This window comes from Streptomyces sp. (assembly GCF_035645055.1).
Classification (GTDB): Bacteria; Actinomycetota; Actinomycetes; order Streptomycetales; family Streptomycetaceae; genus Streptomyces.
Map to the genome: position 1 here is coordinate 36,898 of NZ_DASQNH010000020.1, position 14,009 is coordinate 50,906.

10 protein-coding genes and 2 pseudogenes are annotated in these 14,009 nt (G+C 73.4%); 3 read left to right on the forward strand and 9 right to left on the reverse strand.

Annotation, left to right across the window (positions count from 1 at the left end):
- Positions 1-34: 34 nt before the first annotated feature.
- Entirely contained in the window at positions 35-1,009 is a 975-nt protein-coding gene (locus tag VE614_RS06290; protein ID WP_324933365.1) for a 2-hydroxyacid dehydrogenase, read from the reverse strand.
- 76 nt (positions 1,010-1,085) lie between these two features.
- On the opposite strand from VE614_RS06290, the gene VE614_RS06295 reads away from it, so the two are divergent.
- Together VE614_RS06295 and VE614_RS06300 are read left to right on the forward strand one after the other, a co-directional pair.
- Complete coding sequence (locus tag VE614_RS06295; protein ID WP_324933368.1) at positions 1,086-2,084, forward strand: aldo/keto reductase; 999 nt, start codon at positions 1,086-1,088, stop codon at positions 2,082-2,084.
- A gap of 116 nt (positions 2,085-2,200) precedes the next feature.
- Positions 2,201-3,421, forward strand: a complete 1,221-nt coding sequence (locus tag VE614_RS06300) for a PQQ-dependent sugar dehydrogenase (RefSeq protein ID WP_324933370.1) — start codon at positions 2,201-2,203, stop codon at positions 3,419-3,421.
- A gap of 74 nt (positions 3,422-3,495) precedes the next feature.
- Here VE614_RS06300 and VE614_RS06305 read toward each other — a convergent pair whose 3' ends face one another.
- The 7 genes and pseudogenes from VE614_RS06305 to VE614_RS06335 form a co-directional block, all read right to left on the reverse strand.
- Positions 3,496-3,714: a DUF6191 domain-containing protein gene (locus tag VE614_RS06305; RefSeq protein ID WP_324933373.1), complete on the reverse strand. Its 219-nt coding sequence runs from the start codon at positions 3,712-3,714 to the stop codon at positions 3,496-3,498.
- 59 nt (positions 3,715-3,773) lie between these two features.
- Positions 3,774-6,821, reverse strand: coding sequence for a helix-turn-helix transcriptional regulator (locus tag VE614_RS06310; protein ID WP_324933376.1), 3,048 nt, complete (start codon positions 6,819-6,821; stop codon positions 3,774-3,776).
- Between the two features lie 185 nt (positions 6,822-7,006).
- Entirely contained in the window at positions 7,007-7,192 is a 186-nt protein-coding gene (locus VE614_RS06315; RefSeq protein WP_324933379.1) for a hypothetical protein, read from the reverse strand.
- Positions 7,193-7,380: 188 nt separating this feature from the next.
- Positions 7,381-8,029, reverse strand: a pseudogene (locus tag VE614_RS06320) (hypothetical protein).
- 43 nt (positions 8,030-8,072) lie between these two features.
- A pseudogene (locus tag VE614_RS06325) lies at positions 8,073-8,624 on the reverse strand (GNAT family N-acetyltransferase); the annotation flags it as partial.
- The gene (locus tag VE614_RS06330) at positions 8,602-10,860 is read right to left on the reverse strand and encodes an MMPL family transporter (RefSeq protein ID WP_324933383.1); all 2,259 of its coding nucleotides are present in this window, start codon (positions 10,858-10,860) and stop codon (positions 8,602-8,604) included. The pseudogene VE614_RS06325 and the gene VE614_RS06330, both read right to left, overlap by 23 nt.
- Before the next feature lie 167 nt (positions 10,861-11,027).
- Positions 11,028-11,330, reverse strand: a complete 303-nt coding sequence (locus tag VE614_RS06335) for a hypothetical protein (protein WP_324933386.1) — start codon at positions 11,328-11,330, stop codon at positions 11,028-11,030.
- Positions 11,331-11,607: 277 nt separating this feature from the next.
- Here VE614_RS06335 and VE614_RS06340 point away from each other — a divergent pair, with 277 nt between their 5' ends.
- Complete coding sequence (locus VE614_RS06340) at positions 11,608-12,411, forward strand: SAM-dependent methyltransferase (protein ID WP_324933389.1); 804 nt, start codon at positions 11,608-11,610, stop codon at positions 12,409-12,411.
- Positions 12,412-12,486: 75 nt separating this feature from the next.
- Here the strand turns inward: VE614_RS06340 and gatB are convergent, their stop codons facing one another.
- Positions 12,487-14,001 carry an Asp-tRNA(Asn)/Glu-tRNA(Gln) amidotransferase subunit GatB gene (gene gatB / locus VE614_RS06345; protein WP_324933391.1) on the reverse strand — a complete coding sequence of 505 codons (1,515 nt, stop codon included), beginning with the start codon at positions 13,999-14,001 and terminating at the stop codon, positions 12,487-12,489.
- Positions 14,002-14,009: the final 8 nt, after the last annotated feature.

Below are 14,009 nucleotides of genomic sequence, written 5' to 3' on the forward strand. Positions count from 1 at the left end.
CGTCCGAGAGGTTGCGGAGGGTGCCCGGAACGGATTACACGCCCGCGGAGCGGGATGCGCCAGCCCCGCCGACGCCTGTCGTAAGGATCACGTTGCGCAGCGGCTCCCGGTTCACGAAACGGTTCAACTGGTCCACCAGGAGCCGCTTGGCGCGCGGCAGGAACGCGGACGTGGGCCCGCCGACATGGGGGCTGATCAGCACGCCCGGCGCACGCCACAGGGGGTGCGCGGGCGGCAGCGGCTCCGGGTCGGTGACGTCGAGGGCGGCGGTGATCCGGCCGCCCTCCAGCTCGCCGAGCAGCGCCTCGGTGTCGACGACGGGTCCGCGGGCGACGTTGACGAGCAGCGCGCCGTCCTTCATCCGCGCCAGGAACCCGGCGTCCACCAGGCCCCGGGTGGTCTCGGTGAGCGGGGTGGACAGCACGACGACGTCCGCGTCCGGGAGCAGGGCGGGCAGCTCGGTGAGCGGATGCACGGGACCGCGCGCCGTGGTACGCCCTGAGCGCGCGACGCGCGCCACCCGCGCGAGCTCGAACGGTTCGAGCCGGTCCTCGATCGCCGCTCCGATCGAGCCGTATCCCACGATGAGGACGCTCTTGTCCGCCAGCGCCGGGCGGAACCCGCCGAGCCACTCGCCGCGGTCCTGGGCCCGCACGAAGTCGGGGACGCCCCGCAGCGAGGCCAGGATCAGGGTGAGCGTCAGCTCCGCGGTGCTCGCCTCGTGCACCCCGCGCGCGTTGCACAGCCGCACCCCCGCGCGGACCCGGTCCAGGCCGGGCTCCACATGGTCGGTGCCGGCCGACAGCGTCTGCACCACCTCCAGAGACGTCATCTCCGGCAGGGGGCGCTGCCCCAGTCCGGCGGGCTTCATGTAGGGGACGACGTAGAAGGCGCAGTCGGCGGGATCCGAGGGAAAGGTTTCCGCACCGTCCCAGAAGCGGTACGTCGGCCCCTCCGGGAGCCCCTCGATCTCCTCCGGCGGAATGGGCAGCCACACGTCAGCAGTCATGGCCTGGAGGCTATGTCAGGGGCGCGCGGGCGCAGAGGTTAGGTTGGGGTGCCAGGAGAGGGAGGGTCACGACCACGTGGAGCGCAGGACGATCGGCGCGGCGGCACTCGCGGTGGGGGCCGTCGGACTCGGGTGCATGCCGATGAGCTGGGCGTACAGCACGTCCAGGCAGCGGGGCGACGAATCGCTCAGGGCGGTGCACCGGGCGCTCGACCTCGGCTCGACACTGCTGGACACCGCCGACATGTACGGCCCCTTCACCAACGAGCTGCTGCTCGGCCGGGTGCTCAAGGAGCGGCGCTCCGACGCCTTCGTCTCGACCAAGGTGGGGCTGCTGGTGGGCGAGCAGCACATCGTGGCCAACGGCCGCCCGGGGTATGTGCGGCGCGCGTGCGACGCGTCGCTGCGCCGGCTCCAGACGGACGTCATCGACCTCTACCAGCTGCACCGCGCCGATCCGGAGGTCCCCGTGGAGGAGACCTGGGGGGCGATGGCGGAGCTGGTCCGGGCCGGGAAGGTGCGCGCGCTGGGCTTCTGCGCGGTCGGCGCCCGCGGCGGACGCCGGTCCGGAAACCGCCTGTACGACGCGACGGTCCGCCAGCTCCAGCGGATCCAGCAGGTCTTCCCGGTCAGCGCGGTGGAGGCGGAGCTGTCGGTGTGGTCCCCGGAGGCTTTGGACACCCTGCTCCCCTGGTGCGAGACGCGGGGCATCGGCTTCCTGGCGGCGATGCCGCTCGGCAACGGCTTCCTCACCGGCACGCTGACCCCCGGCCAGGGCTTCGAGCGTGACGACATGCGCGCCCGCCACCCCCGCTTCACGGCGGAGATGATGGCCGCCAACCAGCCGATAGTGGTGGGCCTGCGCCGCGTCGCCGCCCGCCACGGCGACCACGTCACCCCGGCCCAGGTCGCCCTGGCCTGGGCCCTCGCCCAGGGCCGCCACGTCATCCCGGTCCCCGGCACGAAGCACGAACGCTGGGTCACCGAGAACGCCGCCGCGGCGCGGCTGCGGCTGTCGCCGCAGGACCTGGCGGAGGTGGCGGGGCTGCCGGGGGCGCAGGGGTCCTGGGAGTAGACGGGGCCGCGCGAGTTCAGAGCGGCGCGAGCTCAGGGCGGTGGCGGTCCGGCCGGCCGGTGGCCCGGTGCGGTTCGGGGTACCCGGATCGGGAACCTGTGGGGCGCGAGCGGTGTATGACAAGGAGAAGCCCGGCTGGATACCGCCGCGTCGAAGGGACCAAGATCGTGCAACGTCGAGCTGTGCCGGCCGTGTTGGCCGCAGCCGTCCTCGTGCTGACGGCCGCCTGTTCCTCCGAGGACGGCGGAGGAACGCCGGGCGGCACCGAGGGCGCCGCCGCCCCGAGCCGTCCGGCCGCGCGGTCGTCCCCCTCGGGCCCCGCCGCCGAGGAGACCCCGCCCGCGACCGGCACCGTCAAGGTCGTCCGCACCGTCGCCGAGGACCTGGACAGTCCCTGGGGCCTCGCCCCACTGCCGGACGGCGATCTGCTCGTCTCCTCGCGCGACGAGGGCACGATCCTCCGCGTCGACGGCCGGACCGGCAAGAAGACCGAGCTGGGCGAGGTGCCCGGCGTCTCCGCGGCCGGCGAGGGCGGCCTGCTCGGCATCGCCCTCTCCCCGGACTACGCGTCGGACCACATGGTCTACGCGTACTTCACCTCCGCCTCGGACAATCGCGTCGTCCGCATGCTCCACGACGAGGACAAGCCCGCCGGCGAACGGCTCGGCGCTCCCGACACGATCTTCAAGGGCATCCCCAAGGGCTTCGTCCACAACGGCGGCCGTATCGCCTTCGGCCCCGACAAGATGCTCTACGTCGGCACGGGCGAGAGCGGCGAGGAGGGCCTGTCCCAGGACGAGGACTCCACGGGCGGCAAGATCCTCCGCCTGACCCCGGAGGGCGAGCCGGCCCCGGGCAACCCGTCCGCGGACTCCCCGGTGTACTCATCCGGCCACCGCAATGTGCAGGGCCTCGCCTGGGACGGCAGGCAGCGCCTGTTCGCGGCGGAATTCGGCCAGGACACCTGGGACGAACTGAACGCGATCAAGCCGGGCGGCAACTACGGCTGGCCCGAGGCCGAGGGCAGGTCCGGCGATGCCGGCTTCCTGGACCCGATAGCCCAGTGGACCACCGACCAGGCCTCCCCCAGCGGCATCGCCTACGCCGAGGGCTCGATCTGGATGGCGGGCCTGGGCGGCGAGCGCCTGTGGCGCATCCCGCTGAAGGGCACACGGGCCTCGGCGGACCCGCAGTCCTTCCTGGAGGGCGACTACGGGCGGCTGCGCACGGTGGTCGCCGCGGGCGGCGACCGGCTCTGGCTGGTGACCAGCGAGACGGACGGACGCGGCTCCCCGGGGGAGGGGGACGACCGGATCCTGGAGCTTCGGGTGAGCTGACGCGGGAGCGGCGGGAGCGGCCTCGCACGGGACTGGCCGGACCCCGTCAGGCGCCCTGAGCGGGATCTTCCCGCTCAGCGCTCGCCGGTCTCCTCGTCCGGCCCCTCGCTGCCCGGCTCGGACTCCGCGTCCGGATCGGGCCGCCGTACGACGACCTTCCCGGACGCGAGGTCTATCGGCCCGCGACCGGGGTCCGCGTCGCCGACGTCCTCACGGGTCATCTCCAGCCGGTTCCGTTCGTCGCGGGTGTGTTTGCGGCCCGGGGCGAACAGTTCCTCGAACGGGTTGAACATCGCTGTCCCTTCCCGGGCCGCGGAGCGGCGCACGTGGTCACTCGTCGATTGTCCCGCGCCTACCCCGCGACCGTCCGGTCCAGGGCCCCCAGCGGGAACAGCTTCAGCCGGTGGGCGACCGCCGCCGCCTCGCCCCTGCCGGAGACCCCGAGCTTGGCCAGGATGTTGGAGACGTGGACGCTGGCCGTCTTCGGGGAGATGAACAGCTCCTCGGCTATCTGGCGGTTGGTGCGGCCGGCCGAGACCAGGCGCAGGACGTCCCGCTCCCGGCTGGTCAGGCCCAGCGCCTCGGCCGGGTCGGCGGGGGCGAGGGCCTGCGGCGGGGTGCGGGCCAGGGCGAGGCGGGCCCGCTGGGCGAGCTGGGTGACGGCCTCGGCGAGCGGGCGGGCGCCGAGGTGTCCGGCGACGGCCTGGGCGAGGCGCAGCAGCTCCGCGGCGCGCTCACGCTCGTCGTCGCCTCCGGCCGTGAGCAGGGCCTCCGCCAGGCGGTACCGGACGCGGGCGAGGTCGTAGGGGCGCTCCAGCGGTTCGAAGGCGGTGACCACCTCGGACCAGGTGTCCGGGTCGGCGGTGTCCTCGGCGCGGCCCAGTTCGGCGCGGACCCACTTGTCGTGGGCGAGCCAGACGGGTGCGTTGACGGTGAGGCGCCTCGCGCTGTCGCGGATGCGGTCGATGGCCTCGGCGCGGCCCTGGTGGGCGGCGGGCAGGGCGCGGCTGTCGGCCTCGGCGGAGGCGGCGGCGAGCAGCAGCGGCCAGCCGTAGCGGTGGGTGCCGGGCGGGAAGCCGGCCTCCACCATGGTGCGGAGTTCGGCGCGCAGCTCGAGGAGGCGGCCCTGGGCGGCGGCGATGCCGACGCCGATGGCGGCGAGGGGCAGGGACTGCTGGGGCATGGGGTCGTGGGTGCCGAAATAGCCGCGGGCGGCGGTGAGATGGCGGGCCGCCTCGGTCACCTGGCCTCTGCCGAGGGCGACTTGGGCCAGGCATATCATGCCGGCGCCCTGCGGCTTGGCGTTCTGGCCGCGCCGCTGGGCGTTCTCCGCGGCCTGGGCGGCCTCGTCCCAGCGGCCCAGTGAGTAGAGGGAGTCGGAGAGGTTGGCCCAGACCCAGGCCTCGCTGTTGAGCAGGCCGTATCGGCGGCTGTGCGCGATGCCCGCTTCCAGCAGCGGGACGGCTTCGCGGGAACGGCCCACGGATTCCAGTTCGGAGGGCAGATTGACGTAGGCGCGGCCGGCGACGTGCGACATGTCCTCGGCGAGGGTGCGCTCCTTGACCTCGTACATCACCGCGAGTCCGGCGTCGGTGTCGCCGGAGTCGACCATGAGGCAGCCGAGGGTCAGCCGGGCGTTCAGCTCGGTCTCGCGGGCGCCGACCATGCGGGCGTACTCGACCGCGCGTTCGGCCGCGGAGAAGGCCTCCGAGCCGGGGGTGCGCAGCATCAGCCAGCCGGCGACGGCGACCAGGACGTCGGCGTGCACCTGGGACGGCGGCAGGCCGCGGACGAGTTCCTGGGCGGTGGCGAGTTCCTGCCAGCCGTCACCGCGGCCCTTGCTCTGCATCAGCTGGGCGCGCTGGGTCCAGAACCAGGCGGCGCGCAGCGGGTCGGGCTCCTCCTCCAGCAGCCGCAGGGCGCGCTTGGTGATCTTCATGGCGCGTTCCCGTTCGCCGCAGAGCCGGCCGGCGACGGCGGCCTCCGCCATCAGGTCGAGGTAGTGCAGCGGGGCGGTCGCCGGGTCGCAGGCCCGGGGCGGGTAGACCCCGGCGGGATCGGCGGGGCGCAGGGTGGCCCGGGTCTCCTCGGGGGCGGTGTCCCACAGCTCCATCGCGCGTTCCAGGAGCCGGAGCTGCTCGGAGTAGGCGTGGCGGCAGCGGGCGGCGGTGGCGGCGTCCAGGACGGCGGGGAGGGCCTTGGCGGCGTCGTGGGCGTGGTACCAGTAGCTGGCCAGCCGGGTGACGCGCTGGTCGGCGGGGACGAGGGCCGGGTCGGCCTCCAGTGCCTCGGCGTAGCGGCGGTTGAGGCGGGAGCGCTCGCCGGGCAGCAGATCGTCGCTGACCGCCTCGCGGACCAGGGAGTGGCGGAAGCGGTAGCCGTCGCCGGCCGGGGTGGGCAGCAGCAGATGGGCGTTCACGGCGGCGCGCAGCGCCTCGATGAGGTCGTCCTCGGTGAGCCCGGCGACGGCGGCCAGCAGCGGGTGCTCGACGGTGGATCCGCCCTCGGCGACGATCCGGGCGACCCGCTGGGCGCTCTCGGGCAGCGCCTCGACCCGGACGAGGAGCAGGTCGCGCAGCGAGTCGGTGAGGCCGGCGCAGGATCCCTCGTGGACGGCGACGGCCAGTTCCTCGACGAAGAAGGCGTTGCCGTCGGAGCGTTCGAAGATGTCGTCGACCTGGGCCGGGTCGGGTTCGGCGGCCAGGATGCCGGCGATCTGGCGGCCGACCTCCTCGCGGGTGAAACGGGCGAGTTCGAGGCGGCGGACGGTGCGCAGCCGGTCGAGTTCGGCGAGCAGGGGGCGCAGCGGGTGGCGGCGGTGGATGTCGTCGGAGCGGTAGGTGGCGAGGATGACGAGGCGGCCGGTGCGCAGGGTGCGCAGCAGATAGGAGAGCAGGTGGCGGGTGGAGGCGTCGGCCCAGTGCAGATCCTCCAGGGCGAGGACGACCGTGCGGTCGGCGGCGACGCGTTCCAGGAGGCGGGCGGTGAGTTCGAAGAGCCGGGCCACGCCCTCCTCGTCGTCGTGCCGGCCGGCGCCGACCTCGCCCAGCTCGGGCAGCAGCCGGGCCAGTTCGTCCTCCTGGCCGGCGGCCGCCGCGGCCAGGGCCTCCGGCAGGGCGCGGCGCAGGGTGCGCAGGGCGGTGGAGAACGGGGCGAAGGGCAGCCCGTCGGCACCGATCTCGACGCAGCCGCCGAGCGCGACGACGGCGCCCGCCCGGGCGGCGACGGCGGCGAACTCCTCGACGAGCCGGGTCTTGCCGACTCCGGCCTCGCCGCCGAGGAGCAGCGCCTGCGGCTCCCCCGCGGTGGCACGGGTGAGCGCGTCGCGCAGCGTCTCCAACTCTTCGACACGACCGACGAACACGGGACTGACGGACCTGGTCTCCACGGGCGAGAGCATCCCACGCGGCTCCGGCGCCAGGGCACCGGTTTTCCGTCGAGCAGACAGCGCGGGGGCGGGAGGGGCGGAAGGCGGGACCGGCCCGGCGCCTGTCGGCAGGGCGCCGGGCCGGTCGGGTGTGCCGGTGGTGCGTCTCGCGGGGGAAGCGGCGGGCGCCCGCCCGGCCGCTCCTCCGGCCGGCGCGGTCACGCGGTGCGCGGGAACCGGAGGCGGCGGGAGCGGGAGCTATGGGACTCGCTCTCCGCGGTGCGCCGGGCGGCTTCCCGGCGCGCGGCGCGGCTGTCGCGGGCGACCTCGCGGGCCAGGCGCTCCCGCTCGGCCCGGCGGATCAGCTCGGCGGAGCGCATCTGCTGGTACTCGTACGCGTGCATCGTCTCTCCCGTGGGATCGAAGGTGTCGGCATCGCTCGCTGCGATGCCTCAACCTTCGTCTCCCAAGGGGGTCCGGCACATCGGGAGAGTTCCGCATCCTGGGGCCGGGGTGGTGCCTTAGAGGGGCGGAAGGGCGCCGTAAGGCGGTGGGAGGGGGGCCTTAGACGAAGCCCGAGGCTTCCGGGGTCCTAAGCCGACGGCAGGCCCAGCAGGACGCCGGTGTACTTCGGTACGGCCAGCAGCAGGCCATCGACGCCGAGCGAGCCGCCCGCCCGGGCCACCGACTTGATCCAGGGTGCCTGCGACCCGCCGGGCGCCCCGAACGCGGGCCGGGCCAGGACCACGACACCGGCGATCAGCGCGGCGAGCGCGAAGAGTCCGGCCCACAGGGCGTCGGCCTGCCAGGCGTCGCCGTAGCCCTCCTTGACCATGGTCGCGACGCTGGGACGACGAGGACGTCCCCAGCTGGCCGATCAGCGACTCCCGCGCGGAGGCCACCGTGCCGACCCAGCTGCCGGTCGGCGAGACGATGCCGAGCGCGGCGGAGACGACGGCCCCGGCGCCCTGCCCGACTCCGGAGGGGTCCGTCTCCCCGACGGCGGTGTCCCGGACCGCGGTCTCCTCGACGGCGGTGTCACCCTCCGCCGTCTCACCGCTCATCACGCCGGCGCTCGTCGCCTCGTCGGTCACGGCCTCCCCGGTCGCCGCTCCGGTCGCCGCCCCGGTCCCCTCCTCCGTCGCCTCGCCGCTCGTCGCCCCGGTCCCCTCCTCCGTCGCCTCGCCGCTCGTCGCCCCGGCGGTCGTCGCCGCGGTCGCGTCCACAGTCCTCGTGCCCATGCCCGCACCGTACGGACGGAGCGCGAGAGCGGCCTTGATGATCGCTGCGGGCGGTGCGCCACTCGGGGGCGAGCACCGACCAGATCTCCATGTCGTGCCGGATGCCGTGGTGGAGGTAGCTCTCGCGCTCGACGCCGTCCCGGGTCATCCCGAGACGGCGGGCCACGTTCAGGCTCGGCTCGTTGCCCGCGGCGGCGATCCACTCCACGCGATGCATCCCGCGCACCTCGAAGGCCCAGTCGATCAGCACCCGCATCGCACGCGTGACCAGCCCCCGTCCGGTGCCGGCCGGTTCCAGCCAGCAGCCCACCTCACAGGTGCCGCGCGCGGCGTCGAAGTGGAGGAACAGCACCCCGCCCACGAGCCCGCCGTCCAGCCACAGCCCGTGCAGCGAGGAGGTGTCGGCGGCGCGTCCGTCGGCGTACCGCTGCAACACCTCGCGCGCCCCGGCCACGTCGGTGGCCTGCTCCCCGAAGGGGACGAACCGGTTGATGAACTCCCTGCCGCGTTCCAGGTGGGCCAGGAACTCCTCGGCGTGCCAGGGCTCCAGGGGCCGCAGTTCGGCCCCGTCGTCACCCAGCGATATCGCGTACATCCGGCTGCCGCTCCTCGTGTGCTCCGTCCACGACCTCCGTGAGCCTCTCACGTTCGGCGTCGGCATCCGCGGGCTTCTCCTGCTCGGCGCGGCACTCGGGCGGTTCGATGCTGATCCTCGGCAGGCGCCGGTCCAGCCAGTGCGGCAGCCACCAGTTGGCACCGCCGAGCAGATGCATCAGCGCGGGCACCAGCAGCGTCCGCAGGACGAAGGCGTCCAGGGCGACGGCGGCGGCGAGCGCGACACCGAACATCGCGATCACTCGATCGCCGCTGAGCACGAAGGCGAGGAACACCGCGATCATGATCACGGCGGCCGAATTGATCACCCGGCTGGTCTCCGCGAGGCCGATCCGCACGGCGCGCCGGTTGTCGCCGGTCTCCAGCCACTCCTCGTACATCCGGCTGACCAGGAAAACCTGGTAGTCCATGGAGAGGCCGAAGAGCACCGAGACCATGATCACGGGGAGGAACGGCTCGATCGGGCCCGCGGCGCCGAGGCCGAGCAGTTCACTGCCCCAGCCCCATTGGAAGATCGCCACGACCACGCCGAACGCACCGGCGACGGCGGCGACGTTCATCGCGGCGGCCTTCAGCGGAATGCCCAGGGACCGGAAGGCGAGCAGGAGCAGCAGACAGCCCAGGCCGATGACGACGCCGACGAACAGCGGCAGCTTGCCGACGATGACGTCGGCGAAGTCGTCGTAGCCGGCGGTGACGCCCCCGACGTGCAGATCGAGCGAGGTACCCGCCTCCGCGCGGGGCAGCACCTCGGTGCGCAGCCGGTCCACGAGGTCGCTGGTGCGCTGCGACTGCGGGGAGGACGCCGGTACGACGGTGAGGTAGGCGGTGTCACCGCCCGCGTCGAACATCACGGGGGTCGCGGAGGCCACGCCCTCGGTGGCGCGCAGGGTGGCGTCCAGGTTGTCGAGGGCGAGCCGGTCCTCGGCGCCGTGCACCTCGGTGACGAGGGTGAGGGGGCCGTTCACGCCGGGTCCGAAGCCGTCGGCGAGCAGGTCGTAGGCCTGCCGCGTGGTCGCCGTCCTCGGGTCGTTGCCCTGGTCGGAGGTGCCCAGGTGGAGGGAGAAGGTGGGCAGTGCGAGCAGGGTCATCACGGCGAGCGCGAACGCGCCGAGCTTCTTCGGGTGCCGTTCGACGAACGCGGACCAGCGGGCGGCGAACCCGGTGGGCAGTTCGGGCTCCGGACCGTGCTCGGCGAGCCTGCGGCGTTCGCGCCGGCTGAGGGCCCGCATGCCGATGAGGGACAGCAGGGCGGGCAGCAGGGTCACGGAGGCGGCGACGGTGAGCACCACGGTCAGCGAGGCGGCGATGGCCACGCCGTTGAGGAAACCGAGCCGCAGGATGAGCATGCCGAGCAGGGCGATGCACACGGTGGCACCGGCGAACACGACCGCGCGGCCGGTGGTGGCCACCGCGCCGGTGACCGCCTCGGTCACGCTCAGCCCGCGCTTCAGGCCGCGCCGGTGCCGGGTCACGATGAAGAGCGCGTAGTCGATGCCGACGCCGAGGCCGATCAGCATGCCCAGCATGGGCGCGAAGTCGGCGACGGTCATGACGTGGCCGAGCAGCACGATCCCCGCGTAGGCGGTGCCGACGCTCACCAGCGCGGTGGCGATGGGCAGCAGGGAGGCCGCGAGCGACCCGAAGGCGAGGAACAGCACCACCGCGGCGACGACCACCCCGACCACCTCGGCGAGGTGTCCGCCGGGGGACGCCGTGAGCCCGACCGCGCTGCCGCCCAGCTCCACCCGGAGCCCGTCGCCCTCGGCGGACTGGGCGGTGTCGACGACGGCCCGCGCCTCGGTGGCGTCGATGTCCTCGGCCCGGTCCTCGAAGGTGACCGTGGCGTAGGCCGTACGGCCGTCCTCGCTGATCCGGCCGGCGCCGTGGCCGTCGTAGGGGCCGGTCACCGAGGCCACGCCGGGCAGGTCCGCGATGTCCTGGAGGGCCCGGGTCATGGTCTGCTCGACGTCGGCGGCGCGGACGGTACCCCGCTCGGTGTGCCAGACGAGCGTGTCGCTGTCTCCGCCGAGGTTGGGGAACCCGTCCTTCAGCAGCTCTCCGGCGCGGCCGGACTCGGTGCCCGGGACCTGGTAGTCGTTCGAGTACGCGGTGCCCGCGGCGATCGCGCCCGCGCCCGCTGCGGCCAGAGCGAGGAGCCACAGCAGAACGGCGACCAGGCGGTGCCGGACACACCAACGTGCGAGGGCTGCCACGAACGTGCTCCCAGGGTGGTGACATGTGGATCTTTGACCGGGAACAGTCGCTCATGCGATGAACGGCCCGCCAAAAACGTATGAGCAATGCGGGACCACGTTCGCAGACAGAAGTGATCGTTTGGCTGTTTCGTGTGCTTCTTCACATGTGAGACATGTCAGCCGCGTCAGTCGAAGTGGTCGCCCAGCGCCATCACCATCACTCCGCCGACCAGCAGCCACAGCGCCCGCCGGGTGCGCCCCCGGGAGCCCAGCACCCCGGCGAGCGCGCAGACACCGGCGCCGCCGGCGTAGGCGGCCGGGACGAGGGCCGAGACGGGGGCGCCCAGCCGCAGCACGGACGCGGCCAGCCCCGCGAGGGCCAGCAGCGCTCCGGCACCGGTGGCGGCCCAGCGGGCCCGCCGCGCCTCGGTCATCTCGGCCATCTCGGATATCTCGGCATCCGGATCGGAATCAGCGCGTCCACTCATGGCGCGGGAGCGTAGCGCGTACGGCCGCCAAGACCCGGGCCGGGGCGCCGGAGAACCGGTGCGGGACGCCGGAAACCCCCGGTGCGGGGCGCCGGAAGACCCAGTGCGGGACGCCGGAAAACCCGGTGCGGGGCGCACGCGCGGTTGCTAGGGTCCCTCGGTCCATCGTCCCGCGGCCCCGCGCCGCCGTGCCGAAGCAGGTGCATTTGTTTGACGGTCCGGCCGAGCTCCGACGCATCCCTGTTCGTCTCCCAGAACTCAAGGAGCCCGTTCACCGATGTCCGACATCGTCTCCAGGACCTCGAACACCCCGCTCGCTGACCGAGTGGCCCTGCCCCGCTACCCGCGCAGCGCGGGCTACGACGCCCGCTGGACCGTCGAGAACCAGATGGGCCCGAACGCGCTGTGGCTGCTGGAGTGGCTCGCCCCGGCCCTCGGCCTCGACGCCCTGCCGCCCGGCGCCCGCGTGCTCGACCTGGGCTGCGGGCGCGCCATGACGTCCGTGTTCCTCGCCAGGGAGTACGGCGCCCAGGTCGTCGCGGCCGACCTGTGGATCAGGCCGGAGGAGAACGCCGCGCGGATCGCCGAGGCGGGCGTCGCCGGCCTGGTGCTGCCGGTGCACGCCGAGGCGCACGACCTGCCGTTCGGGGAGGGGAGCTTCGACGCGATCGTCTCCGTCGACGCGTACCAGTACTTCGGCACCGACGACCTGTACCTGCCCTCGCTGACCCGGCTGCTCGAGCCGGGCGGGCGGATCGGCGTCGTCGTCCCGGCGCTGCGCGAGGACCCGGCGGGCGTCGAGCCCCCGGAGCATCTGGCGCCGTGGTGGGAGCCGGACTTCTGGTGTTTCCACTCCCCCGCCTGGTGGCGCCGCCACTGGACCCGCGGCGGCGCCGTGGAGGTGGAGACGGCCGACTGGCTGACCGACGGCTGGCGGGAGTGGCTGCTGTGGTGCGAGGTGGTCGCGGAGGAGAGCCGCGACGAGTGGCAGGTGCGGATGGCCGGCCGGTGCGCGGAGATGCTCCGTGCGGACCGGGGCCGGTCGCTGGGCTTCGCCCGCGTGGTGGGCCGCCGCCGCTGACCGCCCGTCCGCTCTGAACGCACCTGGGGGGATGCGTCGGTTGCGACGCATCCCCCCAGGTGACGAAAACGGGACTCAGCCCTCGCTGACGCCCAGCTTCTCCAGGATCAGCTCCTTGACGCGCGCCGCGTCTGCCTGGCCACGGGTGGCCTTCATGACCGCGCCGACCAGGGCACCGGCCGCGGCCACCTTGCCGCCGCGGATCTTGTCGGCGATGCCCGGGTTGCCGGCGATCGCCTGGTCGACGGCCGTACCCAGCGCCGAGTCGTCGGAGACGACCTTCAGACCGCGCTTCTCGACGACCTCGTCCGGGGTGCCCTCGCCCGCGAGGACGCCCTCAATGACCTGGCGGGCCAGCTTGTCGTTCAGGTCACCCTTCGCGACCAGCTCGGTGACCCGGGCCACCTGCGCCGGGGTGATCGCCAGCTCGTCCAGCGCCTTGCCGGACTCGTTGGCGCTGCGGGCCAGCTCGCCCATCCACCACTTGCGGGCGGACGCGGCATCGGCACCGGCGTCGATCGTGGCGACGATCGGCTCCAGCGCACCGGCGTTGAGGATCGCCTGCATGTCGGTGCCGGTGATTCCCCACTCCTCGCGGAGCCGGTTGCGGCGGACCAGCGGCAGCTCGGGCAGGCCCGCCCGCAGCTCCTCGACCCATTCCCGCGAGGGCGCCACCGGCACCAGGTCGGGCTCCGGGAAGTACCGGTAGTCCTCGGCCTCCTCCTTCACGCGGCCCGAGGTCGTCGACCCGGTGTCCTCGTGGAAGTGGCGGGTTTCCTGGATGATCGTGCCGCCGGAGGAGAGCACGGCCGCGTGCCGCTGGATCTCGAAACGGGCCGCGCGTTCCACGGACCGCAGCGAGTTCACGTTCTTCGTCTCCGAGCGCGTGCCGAACTTCCCGGCACCCTTCGGCATCAGCGACAGGTTGACGTCGCAGCGCATCTGGCCCATCTCCATGCGGGCCTCGGAGACGCCGAGCGCGCGGATGACCTCGCGCAGCTCACGGACGTACGCCCGGGCGACCTCGGGGGCGCGCTCACCGGCACCGACGATCGGCTTGGTGACGATCTCGATGAGCGGGATGCCCGCGCGGTTGTAGTCCAGCAGGGAGTGGGACGCGCCGTGGATACGGCCGGTGGCGCCGCCGACGTGGGTCGACTTGCCGGTGTCCTCCTCCATGTGGGCGCGCTCGATCTCCACGCGGAAGGTCTCGCCGTCCTCCAGCTGCACGTCCAGGTAGCCGTTGAAGGCGATCGGCTCGTCGTACTGGGAGGTCTGGAAGTTCTTCGGCATGTCCGGATAGAAGTAGTTCTTCCGGGCGAAGCGGCACCACTCGGCGATCTCGCAGTTCAGCGCGAGGCCGATCTTGATCGCGGACTCGACGCCGGTCGCGTTGACGACCGGCAGCGCGCCGGGCAGGCCGAGGCAGACGGGACAGGTCTGCGCGTTGGGCGCGGCGCCCAGCTCCGTGGAGCACCCGCAGAACATCTTGGTCTTGGTGCCGAGTTCGACATGGACCTCAAGGCCCATGACGGGGTCGTACGACGCGAGTGCTTCCTCGTACGACACCAGGTCGGTCGTGGTGGTCACGGTGAAAC

Excerpts from the sequence above, each read along its gene's own strand:
- VE614_RS06335 (WP_324933386.1), bottom strand. The coding sequence starts at position 11,330 with ATGAGTGGACGCGCTGATTCCGATCCGGATGCCGAGATATCCGAGATG.
- VE614_RS06300 (WP_324933370.1), top strand. The coding sequence starts at position 2,201 with ATGACAAGGAGAAGCCCGGCTGGATACCGCCGCGTCGAAGGGACCAAG.
- VE614_RS06340 (WP_324933389.1), top strand. The coding sequence starts at position 11,608 with ATGTCCGACATCGTCTCCAGGACCTCGAACACCCCGCTCGCTGACCGA.
- VE614_RS06305 (WP_324933373.1), bottom strand. The coding sequence starts at position 3,714 with ATGTTCAACCCGTTCGAGGAACTGTTCGCCCCGGGCCGCAAACACACC.
- VE614_RS06310 (WP_324933376.1), bottom strand. The coding sequence starts at position 6,821 with ATGCTCTCGCCCGTGGAGACCAGGTCCGTCAGTCCCGTGTTCGTCGGT.
- VE614_RS06290 (WP_324933365.1), bottom strand. The coding sequence starts at position 1,009 with ATGACTGCTGACGTGTGGCTGCCCATTCCGCCGGAGGAGATCGAGGGG.
- VE614_RS06315 (WP_324933379.1), bottom strand. The coding sequence starts at position 7,192 with ATGCACGCGTACGAGTACCAGCAGATGCGCTCCGCCGAGCTGATCCGC.